Source organism: Brevibacillus daliensis, assembly GCF_021245735.1.
Classification (GTDB): domain Bacteria; phylum Bacillota; class Bacilli; order Brevibacillales; family Brevibacillaceae; genus Brevibacillus_B; species Brevibacillus_B daliensis.
Window position 1 is genome coordinate 1 of record NZ_JAJISB010000053.1, and the last position, 18498, is coordinate 18498.

Genomic DNA, 18498 nt, shown 5'->3' on the forward strand with positions numbered 1-18498 from the left:
CGGAGGTCGCGGGTTCGAGTCCCGTCAGCTCCGCCATTTTATTCAACGAAGTTGACGTCCCTCTCACCCATTCCGGGTTTACCCTCGGAGATTGGTCGAGGAAGTGATGCTCGCGCACAATGATTTGGCTTGCCTAGGAAGTTTATGCGACGTAGGCGCGCCAATAAGAAGCGAGTCCCGTCAGCTCCGCCATTTTAATTCTCATTAACTTGGCTATATGAAAAATTATGCCGGTGTAGCTCAATTGGTAGAGCACCTGACTTGTAATCAGGGGGTTGAGGGTTCAAGTCCTTTCGCCGGCACCATTTTTTTGTTGGGGTATAGCCAAGCGGTAAGGCAACGGACTTTGACTCCGTCACTCCCAGGTTCAAATCCTGGTACCCCAGCCACTTTGGGAGCCATTAGCTCAGTTGGTAGAGCATCTGACTTTTAATCAGAGGGTCGAAGGTTCGAGTCCTTCATGGCTCACCATTTTTTTTTTGTTTTCGGATTGATACTAGACGGTCATCTCATGCGGTCATGGCGGAATTGGCAGACGCGCTAGATTCAGGTTCTAGTGGTGGCAACACCATGGAGGTTCAAGTCCTCTTGACCGCACCATATATGATTTGTGCGGACGTAGCTCAATTGGTAGAGCGTCGCCTTGCCAAGGCGAAGGTCGAGGGTTCGAGACCCTTCGTCCGCTCCACTTATTTATTCAATTATGTGCCCTTAGCTCAGCTGGATAGAGCGTTTGACTACGAATCAAAAGGTCGGGAGTTCGAATCTCTCAGGGCACGCATATATGCGGGTGTAGTTCAATGGTAGAACTCCAGCCTTCCAAGCTGGTCGCGTGGGTTCGATTCCCATCACCCGCTTCATACATGAACGATAAAATGGAGGTTACCTCATATTGAGGTGGCCTCCATTTTTGTTTGGAGTCTCATTACTAGCTTTGAATAGCCTGGATAAAATAAACTTTTTGGAGCGTACGAAACTGTTTTCAAGGATAGTCATTCGATTGGAACCGTCCCTCTGGAAGAGGTAGTTGGTAGAACCAAGATTGTCTACTGGCCACTTACGCATGTCCGTCTGACTCAATAACTCATCATCATTTGTTTCAAAGCAGCGAGCTCCGTGTACATACACGGGGTTTTTATTTTTTCAAGACTCATAATTCTTCATGAATTTGCCTTTAACCCTGATAGGAAAGACATTTATAATAAATAGAAAGAGAAAAGGAATAAATTATAGCATCTAACACAGGATGCCAATATGATGGGAGAAATGTTAGGAGGGTTACATTGAATTATCGTTGGTTAAAAATTTTGACAGTCCTTCTACCTACCATCACAATTGGTGGTTTTGAGTATGCAAGGCATGAGTTTTTATTGCCCTATTTTACAATGGACCAAGGAAACGTGATGATTACCATCATGACATTCATTTTAGCTTTTATTTTTTCAGTATGGGTCTTTCGTAAAATTGAGCGAATGAGCGCCCAATTGGCAAAGGAAGAAGCCAAACATGCGGTGTATCAGGAACGGGAAAGATTGGCGCGGGAGCTGCATGACAATATTGCCCAAGCTATTTTCTTTTTACATGTAAAAGTGAACCAAGGTAAGCTGGATGAAGCTAAATCGGCTGTCTCAGAAATAGATGGTCAATTGCGTCAAGCTATCTTTAATCTTCGCTCTAATCCGGAAGAAGGCGTTTTATTATCAGAACGGCTAGGAAAATGGCTACATGAGTGGAGCTTACTCACAGGCATTGAAGTAAAACAGAATTTACAAGGGATTGATAAATATTTTAGAGAAAATGAACAAGTTGCTTTTTTTAGCATTGTTCAAGAAGCTTTTACGAATATACGGAAGCATGCAGATGCCAGCCACGCTGAAGTGAGCTGGGAAATGATCGGCACAGGATGGCATTTACTAATCAGAGATAATGGGGTCGGGATCGATTTGGATCATACTACTAGTAGTAAGCAGCATTGGGGTCAATCGATGATGAGGGAACGCGCTCTTTCTTTAGGTGCTACATTTGAAATTAAGCCTAGTGAGCTTGGAGGAACAGAGATCCTGGTCAAGTCGTTTAAAGGAGAGAGTGGAAAATGAATAAACACCGGGTAGTAATCGTAGACGATCATGTATTGGCGAGAACTGCCATCAGAAGCATGCTGGATGAAGATGATTCTTTTCAGATTGTAGGGGAAGCCGAAAATGGTGAGGAAGGTGTGAAGCTGTGCCAGGAATTGCAGCCTGACGTGGTACTAATGGATATTAACATGCCGGGGTGCAATGGTTTAGAAGCAACTAGGCGCATCAAGCAGTTAGAACCTCATATCAAGGTTGTGATCCTAAGTGTCTCGGATGACGTAGCCGATCTCTTTACCGCCATTCAATTTGGGGCGCAGGGCTATTTGCTCAAAAATATGAATCCGACTGACTGGCTCTCCTATCTACGAGCATTACTAGAGGAAAAAAGTGATATCTCTCGTGAGATGGCGAACAAGCTATTTTATAAATTTCGCACAGGACAACTCCCAGATGAGCCTGATCCAAGTGTGCTAACACCACGAGAGACAGAAATATTGGCATATGTGGCAAAGGGAGAGACCAATAAACAAATTGCCCAACGATTGGTTATTACAGAGCATACGGTAAAGAATCACATGAAAAACCTGTTGGAAAAATTATATTTGGATAATCGTGTACAGTTAGCTGCATATGCGCTCCGTCACGGTTTAACAACTGAATAGTAAAGGGAAAAATACAGCTTATCTGAATGAAGCCACTGTTAGGCAGTGGCTACCCTCATCGTGGGCTATAAGGTATTTATTCGGCGAGATGTTACGTCATAGTAAATTTTTGTCACTTTATTTTAACTAGATCGTACTTATTATAGATAAACAATCTATAGTGGAGAGGAGTGCGATTATGGGAGAGCTGGTATCTTGGGCTACTGTCGTTGGAATGGGAATGCTGGAGCTGTGGGCGGCTATTCCGTTTGGTTTTATGCTTCAGCTAAGTCCAGTAACGACAGCCATTTTGAGTGCTGTAGGAGCGATCTTGAGTGCAGGAATCGTTATTTTTCTAGGTGGATCGTTCAGACAGTGGTTATTAAAGCGTCTGGAAAAACAATCAAAACGGCAGAGTCGGATAACCCGTATTTGGCAAAAGTATGGGGTCATCGGTCTTGGTCTGATTTCTCCGTTGCTGTTGGGTGCACCACTGGGGGCGGCCATCGGAATTTCATTAGGCTCACCTTCTGATAAACTGATGTTCTGGATGACAGTGGGGATTGTAATTTGGAGTGCCATCTTGACCAGTGCTGTTGCGCTTGGTGTGCTGACGTTAACAGGCCTGTAGTTCTTAACAGAATGACAAGAAAGCGAAAAAGAAGGAGACGAATCTGTCAAAGCAGATCGTCTCCTTTCTTTTCTATGCAGCTATTATCGCCAAGTCATCTGCTTGGTCGTTTCGATCAACTGGTTTAGGCTGACACCTTTAGCAGTCACGACAACATACACAAAAGTGAGTGGAATCTGCTTGACTTAAGTATTAAATTTTTTGTGCGAGGAAACATTTGACATTAGGCTCATTCACGTAATAAAATGTTTTTACGTAATAATACTATTGTACGAAAGGGGGAATCATACGATCATGAAACCGATGGAACAAGTAGATACCTATCTGGTGACGATGCCGGAACAAGCAGTGGTGTTATTACATCCATTACGAGCAACCATGCTGAACCATTTACTTACACCAGCCTCAGCAACCGAAGTAGCCAAGGCAATGAACGAGACCCCTCAGAAAATGAATTATCATTTGAAGACGCTAGAAAAATCGGGACTGGTAAAAAGAGTGGGAACAAGGCAGGTACGTAACCTGGTGGAAGTCATGTACCAGGCGATTGCCAAATCATTTATGCTGGCAGAGACACTGGGAATGAGAGATGAGACTGTACAGAAGCTAAAGGACCAAGGATCTCTGGCATTTGTCGTGGCAACGGCAGATCAAATGAAGCGTGAAGCTATGCAACTGTTGGAGCAAGCCGATTCGGAACACGTACCTAGTGCGACCTTATCGGGCGAAGTTACGCTAGCAACGGAAGAGGAGCGAGCTCGTTTTGTAGAAGAGTATGTGCAATTACTTCAAGGTCTGATGAAGAAATATGACGTTCAAACACCAGATAAAAACAAGCAGGATTTCAACCATAGTAAGCCAGCCGAGAATCAGCAAGCTTACCAAGTGCGGATAGCGATTTATCCGAAACCTGAAATGGGAGGCGAGTAATTCATGAACACTCAGGAAAAAAAGAATGATAATATGGTAGAAGTCACTAGCATAAACGAAGAAAAACATACAGAACAGCCACTACCAGTATTGCAATGGGAAAATAAAAATGAGCAGGAAGCGACGGTTGTTATGTGGACGTTATCGGGAAGAACTGATGCAGTAGGCAAAATGATTATGGTTTCATCTGGATTTACTCGTACGAGCACGTATGTGAAAGCAATGAACCGTTCGACTATGCTGATGGGCAGAGTAGCTTAGAGCAGCTTAGTTTTCCAGTATTCTTTTACGCAAAAAATAAATGAAAAGACTTCCCCATCCACCATTTTCTCTTACAGGGGAAGTGCCAACTAAAGGAGGAAGTAATATGGGTCTTATCCCTGTTGTTATTGAACAAACGCAATATGGCGAACGCTCCTACGATATTTACTCCAGGCTGCTAAAGGACCGAATTATTTTTATTGGTAGTGAAATAGACGATCAGCTAGCAAATGCGGTCATTGCACAGTTATTATTCCTGGCAGCAGAGGACTCAAAAAGGGACATTCATCTCTATATTAATAGTCCAGGCGGGTCCACGACGGCAGGTATGGCCATCTATGACACCATGCAGCATGTTGCTCCGGATGTTTCCACCATATGTGTGGGAATGGCAGCTTCGATGGGTGCGATTTTACTTGTGGGTGGTGCCATTGGAAAACGATTTGTATTGCCGAATGCAGAAGTGATGATCCATCAGCCTTGGGGAGGAACGCAGGGGCAGGCATCAGATATCCAAATTAGGGCTGAATGGATGCTCAAAACGAAGCGATTGCTCTGTTCCATCATTGCGGAGAGGTCCAACCAACCGCTGGAAAAAGTAGCAAAGGATTTTGATCGAGATTACTTCATGTCAGGAGAAGAAGCTGTGCAGTACGGGATCGTGGACAAAATCATTGAAAAGAACTAGGAGGAGTTTTCAGCTATCTCTTGAATACCTTGTAAAGCAGATAGAATTCACAAAGGTGGCATCTGACCCCTGAACTAATGAGGTGTAACAAGGTGAAATCAATTCAAATTGGAAAAATCATGATTTTACTTGCGATCCTGACTCATTTAGTAGGAATCAGTGGACTGTTCAGTAGTGACGTATCGATGACCAGTCAAATGCTAACCCTTGTGCTATTAGTCCTTGCATATCTTACCATCGATAAAAAGAAAGCAAAGCGAAAACGAAAAAAACCGGCTGCTGTTCGCACGTTACTGGATCGTGCTAAACAAGAAAGCAATGAATCAGCTCAATAGTGAAACAAAAGTTGGATAAATTTTTCGTTAGGATGAGTTCTCTCATTATTTCTTTGTGCATAGACTAATAAGGAATCTGTATGGGAGGATAGGGGAAGCAATGACATATCGTTCAAAACGCACAGTGAAAGAACACGTCTATGAGGACACCCTTGTATGGCAGTGTACCGCTTGCAACTGTTGGTCACGGAAAGAATTCGTGCTCGTTGACGACCCATGTTGTCCGTTATGTAGCAGCAAGATGGAAGAGGAAATGAAGAATATTCGGATAGAGTAAGGGAAGAAAAGCTGGCTATTTTAAAAGCCAGCTTTTTTTCTTATAAGATTAGAAAGTATAAAATTTTTAGGTGTGAAAGACTTTATAATGACAATTGTAGTAGGCATGCAGAAGAAGCACATTTTTTGACAGATAGGAATTTAAAAAATTCCTATCTGCATAAGTGCAACTAAGGCTTTACCTGCGCCAAAGGCTTGGTAAAACCAAGTTTTCTAATCTGCGAACTCGTTAAGGTCCAACAAGGAAGCGAAGACTGTCCGCTACTGGGCAAAGAGTGCGGAAAGTGCAAAAGGCTGAGAATGCTACGCAGTATCTCAAGGGTTGCACTTTTTAATCCGCACTCTTTACCCAGAAGCTAGGTTGGACCTTAAATAGTTCTGGACAAAAAATGTGCTTCTTCTGCAAAGGGCTGCAGTGAAACGAAAAAATTCAAAGTCAAACATTTGCATGAAAAACCAGCTTCTCTTTTCACACGGAGCGTCTTGGCGAAGCCCGACCCAACGGAGCATTATTCATCGGGAAAAAGAAGCGAGACCAGCAAGTCTTACAGTGAAGACATCGTTTTGAGCTTCCCCGATGGATAATGAGGAGCGGACAGTCAATCCTCTTGCGGGGCGAAGACTTTTAGCGAAGGGTGAAAAGAGAAGCTGGTTTTCTCCACTATGGTAGGAAGAAGACGATCTCTTTTTCACTGCCTGTCTTCTGTAATGGTAACAGGAGATCACGGCAAGTAAGCAGAATAAGGTAAAAAGGAATGAAAAACAGCATAAACTTGCAGTACAGGAAAGACTGACTACCTATCAAAAATAAGGAGAAGAGCAAATATGAGCATTTCCTTACAAACGAGTTTTTGTCGGAATTTTCAACTAAATAAACCGATTATTTTAGCAGGAATGGCAGGTAACATTAATTCAGCAGAGCTAGTCGCTGCCGTTTGTGAAGCAGGTGGATTAGGCACGATTGCTGCCGCCTATGTAACTCCAGAAGCATTGCGTGAGAGAATTCGTAAAGTGAGAGAGCTGACGGACCGTCCGTTTGCTGTTAATCTATTATTGTTTGATAAACCAGCTGATGGAGTAATAAGCCCTGAGTGTATGAATTGGATAAATCAAGTACGTGAGCGGTTTGGTCTACCGAGATGGAACGGTGAATGGCCGGTATTAGAAGAGGAGATAGAAGCGTGTTTCCAAGTGATTATTGAAGAAAAGCCAGCCGTTTTCTCATGCGCTATGGGATTGCCAGGGTCATACGGAAAACGTGCAAAAGAGGCAGGCATGAAAGTAATTGGTATGGCTACAACGCTTGAGGAAGCGAGGCTTCTGGTAGAAGAAGGTGTAGATGCAATTGTCGCTCAAGGTGGAGAGGCAGGAGGGCATCGAGGTACATTTGCACCGGGAGAAACTGGACCAGGCGAATGTATCGGAACACTACCTCTAGTATCATTACTTTGCTCGTCCATACAGGAAGTCCCGATTATTGCAGCAGGTGGAATCATGAATGGTCAGGGTATCGTAGCAGCGCTCGCATTGGGAGCAGATGCGGTGCAGGTAGGAACTCGTTTTCTTGGTTGTGCAGAGAGTACGGCTCATATGGCTTATAAGTCCAGACTCTATGAAGCGAAGGAGACTGATACGGCCATCACTCGTTCATTTTCTGGTAGACCTGCACGAGGAATTCGCAATACCTTTATGGAGCAGTTTCAGGAGAGCGGCTTAGATGTTCTTCCTTACCCAATACAAAATGAGATCACAAAAGAAATCAGACAGGCTGCTGGGAAAGTGAATGACTCCCATTTCATGTCCCTTTGGGCAGGACAGGGTGTTGCCCTTTTAAAACGAGAAGAAAGTGCTAGTGATATAATAGAACAATTGATGAATGAGGCAAGTCAAGGAATGGAGCGATTGACTGGTTTATGTACAGTAGCTAGTAGAAATACTGATCAATAAGCATGTGCAGATGAATGAACGGGATGGAGATGTCAGTGGATGGATATAAAGCTTTTACAAACATTTCAGGTGGCGGCTACTTGTGAGAATTTTAACCAGACAGCGGAAATGCTTTACATCGCGCAACCTACTGTTACACAACATATTCGGCAGTTGGAACGTGAAATAGGTGTTGAGTTATTTGAGAGAGTGGGAAAAAGAGTAAAGCTGACCACTGCCGGACAGCGATTTCTAAACCATGCTCAAATGATTCTTGCCAATTGGAATGCTGGACTGGAAGATATGGTGGCTTGGAAACAGGGATACAAAGAGACACTGCAAATAGCGGTATCACCAATCATTGCCCGTACTTCGCTTCCTTCCCTGATCCACCGTTATACAGCAGAAAATCCAGAAGTTGATATTACGATCAAAATTGCTGATTCCATTAATATAGGTGCAATGGTACAAAGTGGCCAGGCTGATCTAGGATTGTCACGAATGATTCCAGCAGAGTGGCAATTATCTGCTTATCTCATGCAAACAGACCCTATTGTCTTTGCGGTTCCCCATTACGGTGGGGATATGGAGTCGCCTTTGCCTGATTGGGAGCAGGAGCTAACCAGCAAGCGGCTGCTTACACACAATCATCCGGTATACTGGGAACCATTGCTAGCTAACCTAAGACAGCGCGGTTTTGAAATTCATACGATGGTTGTTACTCACGTAGATATAACAAAACGTTTTATTGAAGAAGGGTTGGGCATCTCCTTCCTGCCCCGTTCCTCGATTCGTAGAGAGTTGTTTGAAAATCGCTTTATGGAACTACCAACACCAGGTTTGGACTTACCAAAAGTAGCGTCCTATCTTATTACCCCTGAACAACCGGTGACAGGACCGAGAGAAAGATTCGTCGAAATTTTAGCTTCTTTGTACGCTCCACTACCCAAAGTTCAATAATTAATAGCAAATCGTAATTAATTACTCGGTTTTCTTTTATTACAACTTATTAAAGCAAGTTGTTATACTAGTAAAAAAGAGAGGGTGGAAGCGAATGGAAAAGGTACTCGCCATTGGATTAGAGGGAATTGCTGTTGCGAAGACATCGTTAAGTTTAGTTGATGGCATAAATGGGCTATTAGTGTACCGAGGACATTGGGCACGTGATTTAGCCGTTCACCATACGTTTGAAGAAGTTGCGTATCTCATGTGGTTTGGAAAATTGCCAACTTCTGAAGAATTGACTGTATTCCAAACTTCTCTAGCTAACGAGCGGGCATTACCAGAGCATGTTACACAAATTATTGATGCTACACCTTTAGATAGAGACATGATGTCGGTGTTGCGCACAGCGGTATCCGCACTCGGGTGTACAAGTCAAAGCTGGCCGCCTACTATCCAACAAGTAATCGGGGTAACAGCAAGAATCCCAACCATTATTGCTCATCGACAAGCAAGGATAGAGGGAAAAGCGCCAGTTGGACCGCGGAGAGATCTTGGACATACCGCCAACTATTTGTACATGCTAAAAGGGGACGTACCAAAGGCGGCACACGTAAGAGCACTTGATGCTTATCTGATTCTGACACAAGAACATGGCATGAATGCTTCTACCTTTGCTGGGCGTGTCGTGGCTTCTACACAATCTGATATTTATTCAGCACTGACCGCTTCCATTGGGGCGTTAAAAGGACCGTTACATGGTGGTGCTCCATCAGAAGTAACAGAGATGATTGAAGCTATTGGAACAAAAGAAAATGCGGAATCATGGATCCGTAATAAATTGGAAAAAGGCGATAGATTAATGGGATTCGGTCATCGCATTTACAAAACAATCGATCCGAGAGCTACTGCCCTACAAAAGGTTGCCTCACAGTTGTCGGCTGACGATCCTTGGTTTGATCTAGCTACACACGTGGAAAAGGTAGGAATGGAGCTACTTGCAGAATATAAACCAAATCGCAAATTGCACACGAATGTAGAGTTTTTTGCAGCTGCTGTCATGCGGGCAGTAGGCTTGGACGACCAATTGTTTACCCCAACCTTTGCTTTAAGCCGGACAGTCGGTTGGTGTGCTCATATTATGGAGCAGGCGGAGAATAACCGCATCATTCGTCCTGAGTCGGAATATTCGGGAAAAATGCCAGATTAATAATCTTTAAATTTTGAATAAACTGTAATATCGTGATAAAAGAAGAGCTTTTCCTGTGCCTTATGGCAGGGAAAAGCTCTTTTTGTTGCGGTATAAGCTAGTCAGTCGTTGCAGATTCGTCCACATGTACCATAAACATTCTAAGCTGATCCGACCACTGTATCACATGTGATATTTCTTCTTCAGCTAAGACTGTGCCACTATAACGATACTGTTCATAGGAGCCAGTCAGTTTTTGGGCCAAATCAACCAAGGCTGGATCAGGATAGGAGGCGCGTAATCTACGCATATACTCACTGCTCGTTTCCTCGGTTTTAATAGAATAGCCAAGTGTATTCATATGAACGAGGAACTTGTAGTAAGCATAACGAACTGTGTCATTTTCAGGTACCTCCCATTTTCTTAGTTGGATAGAGGAGGCTTCCTCTGTCATTCCATGCATAGGAGGTAGAGATGAAACAGTAGATGGAGTGCCTTCCAGTTTCTCCTCTTGTTTTAACTGGTCTTTCATTCTTGAATGGAGCCACATTCGTCTCGCGATCAAATAGATAATGGCGACTGTCAAGAACGTAAGAATATAAGGTGCCAGTATATCAATAAGGGTTTCTTCCGTTTGTGTAACAGGCGGTAATTTTTCGTCTTTAGTCGGTGGTTCTGACTGAAGAGCTTGATTGGGAGCTAACATTCTTTTAATAAAAGCTATCAGGTCACCAGCTCCGCTTAGCAAATAGGCGATCAGGAAGAAGAAAACTTTTGCCAATGGATGCAATATGAGCTGAAGCAAGCTGGAAATGATGTAATAACTAAGAGATGCTATAAGAATAAAAGTACCAATCAATCCGGCTTGCACGCCCAGTCTTTGCCCTGTCAGTTTAAACATTGGACGACTTGTGAATGTAGTGGATGGAGGGCGAGTCAAATATTCTCCATAACAACAGACGATCAGAAACCATAGGGCAGAATAAAACATAAGCGTATAAGTTACAGGCAAGGTTGGGTCGTTCGCAAAAAATAATAGGACAAGCTTTACAAAGTAAAGCGCCATAAGAGTTGCAAAGGTGCGAGTAAAATCATAGAGGCTAAGCGATTCAAAAGAATTAGCATGTATGCGCCAATAAAACACCGCCGCGCCAATCAGGGCAATAGCAATGGAATCGAAATAAACATAGGCAAGTAAGCCAATTCCAAAGGTAAGTACATATAAAAGTAAAAGCATATCCATGCGCATTTTACTTTTTTGATAGAAGAGCGCTCCCGCAGCAAAGAGTAAGGTAAGCGTTCCGAAAAAAAGCAGAACGGTAGTTACTTGTAAGGTCAAAGCCGTGGAAATCAACAATAATATCGTGCATATTTGTGCCTCCATGGAAAGAAACAGGGAGTAACGAAGTGAAAAATTATCCTTCATAAACGAAATCCAGCTCCCTTCCAGCTTTTGATGATGTAGTAGTTGAGCTAGAGTGAATGGTAGCCAGTTCCTTGCTGTCAAATGCACGATATACAGGTTGGTCTCCTGATAAATCAAGGAGTACTAGTTGATGCCCATTTACATAAAGGCGCGTTAGCATTCTTTTTGTCTCGTCTGTAAACTGATGAGATATGACCAGAACAGAAAGGCGGTTCGTGCTTCTCTCCAGTCTACGCAGTAGTGGAATTAAGGAAGTTGGCACGAATTGATGCAATTTCGCTAAATGAGTCATGACATGAACATAATGATTTTTACCGCTTCCTTCCGGGATTTGTAGGTATTCCTTCCCGCGCTGTTTCACAGAAAGGTGTAACGTATACGGAATATTTAGATGGCGAAAGCGAGTAATGGTAGTAGCGATCATCGAAATTGTTTGTTCATTCAAATTATCGTTAAAACGATGATGCTTTGAATCATATGCAGGCAAAATATGGCCAAGTACTACCCATTTTTCCTGAGCAGTAAATTCGAATAATCGTGTTTGTAAGGAGCTTGTTTTTGCGGTTGCCTTCCAGTCGATATGCTTTACTCGATCACCAGCCATATAGTTACGAGCCCCGCGAATAAATACCGGATCGTCTTGCATACGCTGTACGGAGAGTCTATTGCCAACAGGCTCAAGTGCCCCACCTTTATAAGCTGATAAAGGAAGAAGTGTTGGGTATACCAGTAATGAATAACGAATAGGTCGATCTAGCGTGATGTTATCTGTAGCAAAAGGAGTGATCATCGTAAGCTTTAATTCACGTAGCCAGAGAACACCCCTGGCATTAGGAACAATCTGAACACTTCTGGATATTTGGGACCGTGCAGGGATATCCAGGCTAAGCGAAATGCTGTTAATATTGTTGATCTCTGTAATGAAATCTGCCCCTTCTACTTGAACGGAAAGAGGTAGCTGAAATGTCAGCATGCTTTTTGGTAAAGGAAGATAGGAGCGATTTATGATTGAGAGTTGCAAGGAAACAGCAGACCCGGGCATGACGCGACTTTGATTGCTTGTGCATGTGACTTGAATCCAGGAATCGACTCGCTTACTCCACCACTGATGAAAATAAGGTAGAGCGAGGAAAAATGCTCCTAATATAAACAGAAACCAGGTGAAAGTGAATAATCCAATAGTAAAAAACAAACCGCCAAGCAAACGGTATAGATCACTCGTACCCATGAGTTATCGCACACTCTCTTCTACAGGAGAAGGTACTGATTGAATAATTTCCATAACCACATCGCTCTCCGTCAAGATTAATTCAGCTTCCATTGTTAAACGAATTCTGTGGGTTAAGATAGGTGGAACTACTTTCTTCACATCATCAGGCAGTACATAATTTCTACCTTGCACATAGGCAATAGCCTGGGAAGCCCGAACCAGAGCTAACATAGCGCGTGGGCTAATTCCGATTTCTACGGACGCATGATGACGAGATGCTTCAGTTAGGTCAATAATATACTGTTCCACTGCTTCACTTACATGAATGTGTCGAACCTCTTCCTGCATAGTAGCGAGATCTTCCAGTTGAAGGACTGGTTCAATTTTGTCCAATGGTGAATCAATTCGAAAACGTCGCATCATCGCAAGAGAGTCTTCTCTTGTACCGTATCCCAGGGATATTCGGAATAAAAAGCGGTCAAGCTGAGCTTCTGGAAGTGGGTATGTACCCTCTGATTCTATCGGATTTTGTGTTGCGATAACAAAGAATTGAGGGGATAGAGAAAGACTTATCCCTTCAATTGTTGCTTGGCGCTCTTCCATGCACTCAAGTAAACCTGATTGCGTGCGAGGGGTGGCTCGGTTAATCTCGTCAGCCAGCAATACATCGGCAAAAACAGGCCCTTTTCTTAACTCGAACTCACTTAGCTTCGGATTAAAATAATGAAGCCCTACCACATCAGAGGGAAGAAGATCGGCAGTAAATTGAAGGCGGTTAAACTCTCCGCCAATCGCTTGTGATAACGTTCGGGCAAGGACGGTTTTCCCCATTCCTGGTAAATCTTCTAAGAGAATGTGACCTCTTGCAAGCATGCCAGCTACTACCAGTTGTACTTGTTCTTCTTTTCCAACGATTACGGAATTAATAGTGTTTAGAAGCTTTTGAATCTTTTCAACGTGCATAGGAGCCTCCTGTATATTTCTAGTTTTTTTAATATGTTCCTAAAATTTAACATAATTGTATTTTAACAAAGGAAATCAATGGTGAACATAGAATAACACGATAGAATTTATACAGACTCTTGAATGGTGGCTGAAATAAATCGCTATTTTGATGGCGGATTATGTTTATTTACTATGTATTGAACTATTTTACCAGATTTGGGGTAGTCCATCTGTCTGGTTTTACTATACGAAAGTAATGGAACCAATTGAATTAAGTATGATCACGTAGACCTTCTTGCTAGTAGCAATGAAGGTTTTTTTGTGTTCAGTATTGGTTAAGGTATGAAGCAGATAAGAATAAATTGCTAAGGAGAGAAGTATTTTAGAAGAATGGTACAAAGATTCCTGTTTTGTGTATAAATGAGTATGTTCCTTCTCAAATGGAAAATATTATCTATATACGTGTACCGAAGATAAAGGAGGATTTACGTTGGAACTGGATAGCACAATGCTTGCTCGCATACTAACGGGAATTACACTTGGCTTTCATATCATCTTTGCTGCATTGGGCGTCGGTATACCGCTAGTCATTTCAATTGCTGAGTTTATTGGAATACGAAAAAAAGATAAGCAATATACCTTAATGGCTCGTCGCTGGACGAGGGGATATGTTGTGACTGTAGCAGTAGGGGTAGTTACGGGAACCTGTATTGGACTGCAACTTAACCTGTTATGGCCATCTTTTATGCAGCTGGCTGGAGAAGTAATTGCTCTACCACTCTTTCTAGAAACCTTTGCTTTTTTCTTTGAGGCGATCTTCTTAGGAATATATATCTATACATGGGATCGTTTCAAAAATCCATATATACACTGGCTAATTTCTATTCCAGTCGTAGTTGGTTCGACTGCTTCGGCATTTTTTATTATGACAGTAAATGCTTTTATGAACACACCACAAGGTTTCACGATGGTAGATGGGGTACTACGTGATATTCAACCGCTTGGGGCCATGTTTAATCCAGCTACACATTCAAAAGTGGGGCATATGGTTTTCTCTACCTATTCCACAGCTGCATTCACGCTCGCAGCGATTGCAGCCATGAGTCTGATAAAGGGGAAGAAACATAGTTATCATAAGAAAGCATTACATTTCACTTTGACTTTGGCATTCATTTTCTCTATGGGAACTGCGTTATATGGTGACATCGCGGGTAAATTCCTGGCTAAATACCAGCCTGCAAAATTAGCAGCTGCTGAATGGCATTTTGATACAAAAGGAGAGGCAGAACTAATTCTAGGTGGTGTGTTAAATAAGGAGACACAAGAGGTAAAATATGCGATAGAGATCCCGTATGCATTAAGTATTTTAGCAACAAATAAACCGAGTGGAGAAGTGATCGGGCTTAATGACATACCAAAAAGTGAATGGCCACCATTATTCATTCACTACTTATTTGACAGTATGGTAGCAATCGGGAGCTACATGATTCTTGTACCGGTTCTCTATTTTGCCATCGTAAAAATTCGAAAGCGAAAACCTAAAAAGTGGATATTGTGGGCGACAGTTGCAGGTTCGCCACTCGCATTTTTAGCTATCGAGCTAGGGTGGGTCTTTGCGGAGATTGGCAGACAACCTTGGATACTGGTCGGTTATATGAAAACATCACATGCTGCCACAACGGCGGATAATGTAGGTCAAATGCTAATCCTCTTCCTACTATTATATGCTTTCCTGGGAATCTTCTGTTCAGGGGTGTTACTGAAGATGTTCAGGGATAAGCCTGTGGAGATCGAGCTTGAGAAGTATGGGAAGGAGGAATAAACATGTCCTTGGAAATTTTGGGTATCACGGTCTTGTGGTTTTTCCTCTATGGTTATCTGATTGTAGCTTCTATTGATTTTGGTGCTGGTTTCTTTGCCTACTATTCCAGACGTACAAAAACGGATCATTTGGTAAATAACATTATTCAGCGCTACTTATCACCCGTATGGGAAGTAACCAATGTCTTTCTTGTCTTTTTTCTGGTTGGGCTGATCGGATTTTTCCCTTCGAGCGCCTATTATTACGGGACTGCGCTTTTAGTACCGGGAAGTATTGCTCTTGTGTTACTTTCCTTACGGGGAGCTTTTTATGCTTTTGCCCATTATGGTGCACGAGATAGTATTTCCTACTATGGCATATACGGAATTACTGGTTTATTACTACCTGCTACATTATCCCTGGTTCTGGTCGTATCGGAGGGTGGATTTATTGTTGAGGAAGGGAACAAGGTTATCCTGCTAATGGGCAAGCTCTTATCTACTCCTTACACATACGCGGTTATTTTTCTGGCGCTGGTTAGCGTACTATTTATTAGTGCAACTTTCCTCACTTTTTATGCGAACAAGGCAAATGATAAAGGGGCAACCACACTATTACATTCCTACGCCATGATTTGGGCATTGCCTACTATATTGGCTAGCCTGCTTGTGTTTTGGACAATTAGAGGGCATAATCCTGATCATTTTGCAAAAATGGTTGATAACAGCTGGTTTTTCATAGCATCCTTTTTGTTTTTTGCTGTTGCAGCCTTCCTTCTATATAAAAGGAAAGGATATGGATGGGCTTTTGTCTGCGTCATGCTACAATTTTTCTTTGCCTTTTTCGGGTACGGGAAAGCGCATCTCCCCTTTATCCTTTATCCGTATATCACAGTAACGGAAGGAATTAACAGTCCACAAATGATGAAAGCTTTGTTGATTGGGTTTATAGCTGGATTATGTCTGCTAATCCCATCTTTAATTTTATTGATGAGACTATTCTTGTTTGACGCGAAGTATGTCCAGGGCAAAAAATAATCAGGAACCAAACCTTCAAGAGAAGTGCTCGTTAAGAGTACTTCTCTTGATTCCATATGGTATACATATGATATATTTGAATTATCGCAATTATTAGGAGGAAGTAAGATGGCTGATAGCATTAAAGAAGTGGCACCTGAAGTAGTATTAGATAAATTAACCAAGGAAGAAAATATTTTGATTGTTGATGTGCGCGAACATGATGAGTGGGACGCTGGTCATATTGCAGAAGCCATTCTGATTCCGTTGGGAAGCGTACCATACTCGCTTGAACAATTTGATACATCAAAAGAAATTTATATCGTGTGTCGCAGTGGTGTTCGTAGTTATCATGCTTGTGAATTCCTGCAACAAAATGGAATCGAGGCAGCGAATATGATTGGTGGCATGTTAGCATGGCCAGGAGATATTGCTAGATAAAAGGCAAAATGGGGTAGAAGGAGGGGGGAGGAGAGTGGTAAACATTCGTGTCCTCAAAATAGGTGTCCTGCTAGCTATTTTACTCGTGGGAGTGGTGGGATGCGGTACAAATGAAACAACCGCTACTAGTACAGTAAAGCTACAGTCCATCCAAGAGCAGTATAAGGCCGATTTTGAAGTGACTCCCGCTGTTCCCGGCGTTAATACATATAAGGTGACGATTACGGACGGAAAGAATCAGATATCTTCTGGAAAAGAAGCCGTCCTTACATTTGAGATGCTTAACATGAAGCATGGAAAAAGTGAAAAAGTCCTTACATTAAAGAAGGACGGCACATGGGAAGCGGAAGGTCCACATATCATGATGCCAGGGAGTTGGCAAGCATCGTTGCACTGGACGGAAAATGAAGGGCAAGCCCATGTATTTACATATAACTTCGAGATAGAGAACTAGGGGAGGACAAAGTGGATCAACATAATCTCAATGCTCTGTACCTTAAGTGGATTCCACTAGCCAGTATATTAATCATTGTTCTTGTACTGGGGATGTGGGGATATCGCTATTATTATTCCACAGCTGACATACCTGTCATTAAACAGATGCAGGATTTCACTCTGGAGCGTATGGATGGTCAAGAGATAAAACTAAGTGATAGTAATGGAAAGGTACGACTTGTTTCCTTTATTTTTACGCGCTGCCCGGATGTATGTCCATTAACGACTCAAATCATGGTGGATATGCAGGAAGAGTTCAAAGAGAAGGGGCTTTATGGTAAAGATGTGGAATTTATTTCGATAACATTTGATTATGAGAACGATACTCCAGAGGTTCTACAGCAATATGCTACAGCTGTTGGCGCTGATGCAACTGGTTGGCAGTTTTTACGTGGTCCAGATGATGTGATGAAGCCGGTATTGGAAGATTTCTGGATAGGTGCAGAGAAACAGAAAGATGGTATGTATGTCCATACTATGAAAACCTTCTTAATTGATAAAGAGATGAACATGCGTCAGGTATATGGTATGGCGGAAAGCATGCAGGAGGAAAAAGATAAAATCATGCATGAAATTCGCAAACTTTCCCGTGAATAGGTAACAATTTAAAGAGTCTGAAGCTTTTCTTCCATGTGAAGAAAAGCTTTTTTAGTGGGCATGCAGAAGAAGCACATTTTTTGTCTGCGAACTCGTTAAGGTCCAGCAAGGGTGTTATGACTGCCCGCTACTGGGCAAAGAGTGCGGAAAGTGCAAAAGGTAGAGAATGCTACGCAGTATCTCACAGGTTGCACTTTTTATTCCACACTCTTTGCCCAGTAGCTAGGTAGGACCTAAAATACTTCTGGACAAAAAATGTGCTTCTTCTGCAAACGGCTTCAGTGAAAAAACAATAACAACACCAAAAGCATGAAAAACCAGCTTCTCTTTTCACACGGAGCGACTTGGCGAAGCCCAACTCAGCGGAGCAGTATTCATCAGGATAAAGAGGCGAAACCCAGCAAGTCTTACAGTGAATACATCGTTTTGAGCTTCCCTGATGAATAATGCGGAGCGGACAGTCAATCTCCTTGTGGGGCGAAGACTCTAGCGAAGGTGTGAAAAGAGAAGCTGGTTTTCTCCACTATGGTAGGAAGAAGACAATTTTTTCATCCTCAATCTATACAAAAACTTTACATTCATTAACACTACTTTTACGATTCATTCATTCTGGCTTTATGAGGAGAGTTTAGGATTGTAAATGTAATAAGAAGAACAGGTAAAGAAACAA

Annotated in this window: 19 protein-coding genes and 7 tRNA genes; 23 read left to right on the forward strand and 3 right to left on the reverse strand. The window is 42.5% G+C overall.

Annotated elements, in window-relative coordinates; translation table 11 throughout:
• The first annotated feature begins 229 nt into the window (after positions 1-229).
• From LM917_RS23475 to LM917_RS23560, 18 genes are all read left to right on the forward strand, one after another.
• Positions 230-305 (forward strand) — tRNA-Thr (locus tag LM917_RS23475).
• Positions 306-314: 9 nt separating this feature from the next.
• Positions 315-389: transfer RNA gene (locus LM917_RS23480), tRNA-Gln, on the forward strand.
• Positions 390-395: 6 nt separating this feature from the next.
• A tRNA-Lys gene (locus tag LM917_RS23485) sits at positions 396-471 on the forward strand.
• Positions 472-513: 42 nt separating this feature from the next.
• Positions 514-600, forward strand: a tRNA-Leu gene (locus LM917_RS23490).
• A 12-nt stretch (positions 601-612) separates the two neighbouring features.
• Positions 613-688 (forward strand) — tRNA-Gly (locus tag LM917_RS23495).
• Positions 689-705: 17 nt separating this feature from the next.
• Positions 706-779 (forward strand) — tRNA-Arg (locus LM917_RS23500).
• A 7-nt stretch (positions 780-786) separates the two neighbouring features.
• A tRNA-Gly gene (locus LM917_RS23505) sits at positions 787-857 on the forward strand.
• 426 nt (positions 858-1283) lie between these two features.
• Positions 1284-2096 (forward strand): sensor histidine kinase, encoded by an 813-nt coding sequence (locus tag LM917_RS23510; protein ID WP_232700137.1) that lies wholly within the window; start codon positions 1284-1286, stop codon positions 2094-2096.
• Positions 2093-2740, forward strand: a complete 648-nt coding sequence (locus LM917_RS23515; protein WP_232700138.1) for a response regulator — start codon at positions 2093-2095, stop codon at positions 2738-2740. Before LM917_RS23510 ends, LM917_RS23515 begins: the two co-directional genes overlap by 4 nt.
• A gap of 178 nt (positions 2741-2918) precedes the next feature.
• Positions 2919-3350: a small multi-drug export protein gene (locus LM917_RS23520; RefSeq protein WP_232700139.1), complete on the forward strand. Its 432-nt coding sequence runs from the start codon at positions 2919-2921 to the stop codon at positions 3348-3350.
• A 294-nt stretch (positions 3351-3644) separates the two neighbouring features.
• A complete protein-coding gene (locus LM917_RS23525; RefSeq protein ID WP_232700140.1) occupies positions 3645-4280 on the forward strand; it encodes a winged helix-turn-helix domain-containing protein in 636 nt (211 codons plus the stop codon).
• A gap of 3 nt (positions 4281-4283) precedes the next feature.
• On the forward strand, positions 4284-4541 hold the full coding sequence (locus tag LM917_RS23530; RefSeq protein ID WP_232700141.1) for a hypothetical protein: 258 nt from the start codon (positions 4284-4286) through the stop codon (positions 4539-4541).
• Between the two features lie 106 nt (positions 4542-4647).
• The gene (gene clpP, locus LM917_RS23535) at positions 4648-5229 is read left to right on the forward strand and encodes an ATP-dependent Clp endopeptidase proteolytic subunit ClpP (RefSeq protein WP_232700142.1); all 582 of its coding nucleotides are present in this window, start codon (positions 4648-4650) and stop codon (positions 5227-5229) included.
• 92 nt (positions 5230-5321) lie between these two features.
• Entirely contained in the window at positions 5322-5564 is a 243-nt protein-coding gene (locus LM917_RS23540; protein ID WP_232700143.1) for a hypothetical protein, read from the forward strand.
• Between the two features lie 100 nt (positions 5565-5664).
• Entirely contained in the window at positions 5665-5841 is a 177-nt protein-coding gene (locus LM917_RS23545) for a cold-inducible protein YdjO-related protein (protein ID WP_232700144.1), read from the forward strand.
• 824 nt (positions 5842-6665) lie between these two features.
• Positions 6666-7787 carry an NAD(P)H-dependent flavin oxidoreductase gene (locus LM917_RS23550; RefSeq protein ID WP_232700145.1) on the forward strand — a complete coding sequence of 374 codons (1122 nt, stop codon included), beginning with the start codon at positions 6666-6668 and terminating at the stop codon, positions 7785-7787.
• 39 nt (positions 7788-7826) lie between these two features.
• Positions 7827-8726 carry a LysR family transcriptional regulator gene (locus tag LM917_RS23555; RefSeq protein WP_232700146.1) on the forward strand — a complete coding sequence of 300 codons (900 nt, stop codon included), beginning with the start codon at positions 7827-7829 and terminating at the stop codon, positions 8724-8726.
• Positions 8727-8820: 94 nt separating this feature from the next.
• Positions 8821-9918, forward strand: a complete 1098-nt coding sequence (locus LM917_RS23560) for a citrate synthase/methylcitrate synthase (RefSeq protein ID WP_232700147.1) — start codon at positions 8821-8823, stop codon at positions 9916-9918.
• A 97-nt stretch (positions 9919-10015) separates the two neighbouring features.
• On the opposite strand, the gene LM917_RS23565 is transcribed toward LM917_RS23560, so the two are convergent.
• Genes LM917_RS23565 through LM917_RS23575 form a run of 3 tightly spaced genes read right to left on the reverse strand, consistent with a single transcriptional unit; the run spans position 10016 to position 13496 of the window.
• Positions 10016-11323 (reverse strand): DUF4129 domain-containing protein, encoded by a 1308-nt coding sequence (locus LM917_RS23565; protein ID WP_232700148.1) that lies wholly within the window; start codon positions 11321-11323, stop codon positions 10016-10018.
• Positions 11313-12551, reverse strand: a complete 1239-nt coding sequence (locus tag LM917_RS23570; protein ID WP_232700149.1) for a DUF58 domain-containing protein — start codon at positions 12549-12551, stop codon at positions 11313-11315. The genes LM917_RS23565 and LM917_RS23570 overlap by 11 nt, the downstream gene beginning before the upstream one ends.
• Positions 12552-12554: 3 nt before the next feature.
• Positions 12555-13496, reverse strand: a complete 942-nt coding sequence (locus LM917_RS23575; protein WP_232700150.1) for an AAA family ATPase — start codon at positions 13494-13496, stop codon at positions 12555-12557.
• Positions 13497-13968: 472 nt separating this feature from the next.
• Here LM917_RS23575 and LM917_RS23580 point away from each other — a divergent pair, with 472 nt between their 5' ends.
• The 5 genes from LM917_RS23580 to LM917_RS23600 all read left to right on the forward strand — a co-directional run bounded on the left by LM917_RS23580 (position 13969) and on the right by LM917_RS23600 (position 17828).
• Positions 13969-15300, forward strand: a complete 1332-nt coding sequence (locus tag LM917_RS23580; protein ID WP_232700151.1) for a cytochrome ubiquinol oxidase subunit I — start codon at positions 13969-13971, stop codon at positions 15298-15300.
• A gap of 2 nt (positions 15301-15302) precedes the next feature.
• On the forward strand, positions 15303-16316 hold the full coding sequence (locus LM917_RS23585) for a cytochrome d ubiquinol oxidase subunit II (RefSeq protein WP_232700152.1): 1014 nt from the start codon (positions 15303-15305) through the stop codon (positions 16314-16316).
• 108 nt (positions 16317-16424) lie between these two features.
• Entirely contained in the window at positions 16425-16736 is a 312-nt protein-coding gene (locus tag LM917_RS23590; protein WP_232700153.1) for a rhodanese-like domain-containing protein, read from the forward strand.
• Positions 16737-16770: 34 nt separating this feature from the next.
• Positions 16771-17190 (forward strand): FixH family protein, encoded by a 420-nt coding sequence (locus LM917_RS23595; protein ID WP_232700154.1) that lies wholly within the window; start codon positions 16771-16773, stop codon positions 17188-17190.
• 11 nt (positions 17191-17201) lie between these two features.
• Entirely contained in the window at positions 17202-17828 is a 627-nt protein-coding gene (locus tag LM917_RS23600) for an SCO family protein (RefSeq protein ID WP_232700155.1), read from the forward strand.
• Positions 17829-18498 lie beyond the last annotated feature (670 nt).

Coding starts and splice junctions, on each gene's coding strand:
- LM917_RS23550 (WP_232700145.1), top strand. CDS start 6,666: ATGAGCATTTCCTTACAAACGAGTTTTTGTCGGAATTTTCAACTAAAT.
- LM917_RS23545 (WP_232700144.1), top strand. CDS start 5,665: ATGACATATCGTTCAAAACGCACAGTGAAAGAACACGTCTATGAGGAC.
- LM917_RS23555 (WP_232700146.1), top strand. CDS start 7,827: ATGGATATAAAGCTTTTACAAACATTTCAGGTGGCGGCTACTTGTGAG.
- LM917_RS23590 (WP_232700153.1), top strand. CDS start 16,425: ATGGCTGATAGCATTAAAGAAGTGGCACCTGAAGTAGTATTAGATAAA.
- LM917_RS23570 (WP_232700149.1), bottom strand. CDS start 12,551: ATGGGTACGAGTGATCTATACCGTTTGCTTGGCGGTTTGTTTTTTACT.
- LM917_RS23585 (WP_232700152.1), top strand. CDS start 15,303: ATGTCCTTGGAAATTTTGGGTATCACGGTCTTGTGGTTTTTCCTCTAT.
- LM917_RS23565 (WP_232700148.1), bottom strand. CDS start 11,323: ATGAAGGATAATTTTTCACTTCGTTACTCCCTGTTTCTTTCCATGGAG.
- LM917_RS23520 (WP_232700139.1), top strand. CDS start 2,919: ATGGGAGAGCTGGTATCTTGGGCTACTGTCGTTGGAATGGGAATGCTG.
- LM917_RS23560 (WP_232700147.1), top strand. CDS start 8,821: ATGGAAAAGGTACTCGCCATTGGATTAGAGGGAATTGCTGTTGCGAAG.
- LM917_RS23515 (WP_232700138.1), top strand. CDS start 2,093: ATGAATAAACACCGGGTAGTAATCGTAGACGATCATGTATTGGCGAGA.
- LM917_RS23575 (WP_232700150.1), bottom strand. CDS start 13,496: ATGCACGTTGAAAAGATTCAAAAGCTTCTAAACACTATTAATTCCGTA.
- LM917_RS23530 (WP_232700141.1), top strand. CDS start 4,284: ATGAACACTCAGGAAAAAAAGAATGATAATATGGTAGAAGTCACTAGC.
- clpP (WP_232700142.1), top strand. CDS start 4,648: ATGGGTCTTATCCCTGTTGTTATTGAACAAACGCAATATGGCGAACGC.
- LM917_RS23525 (WP_232700140.1), top strand. CDS start 3,645: ATGAAACCGATGGAACAAGTAGATACCTATCTGGTGACGATGCCGGAA.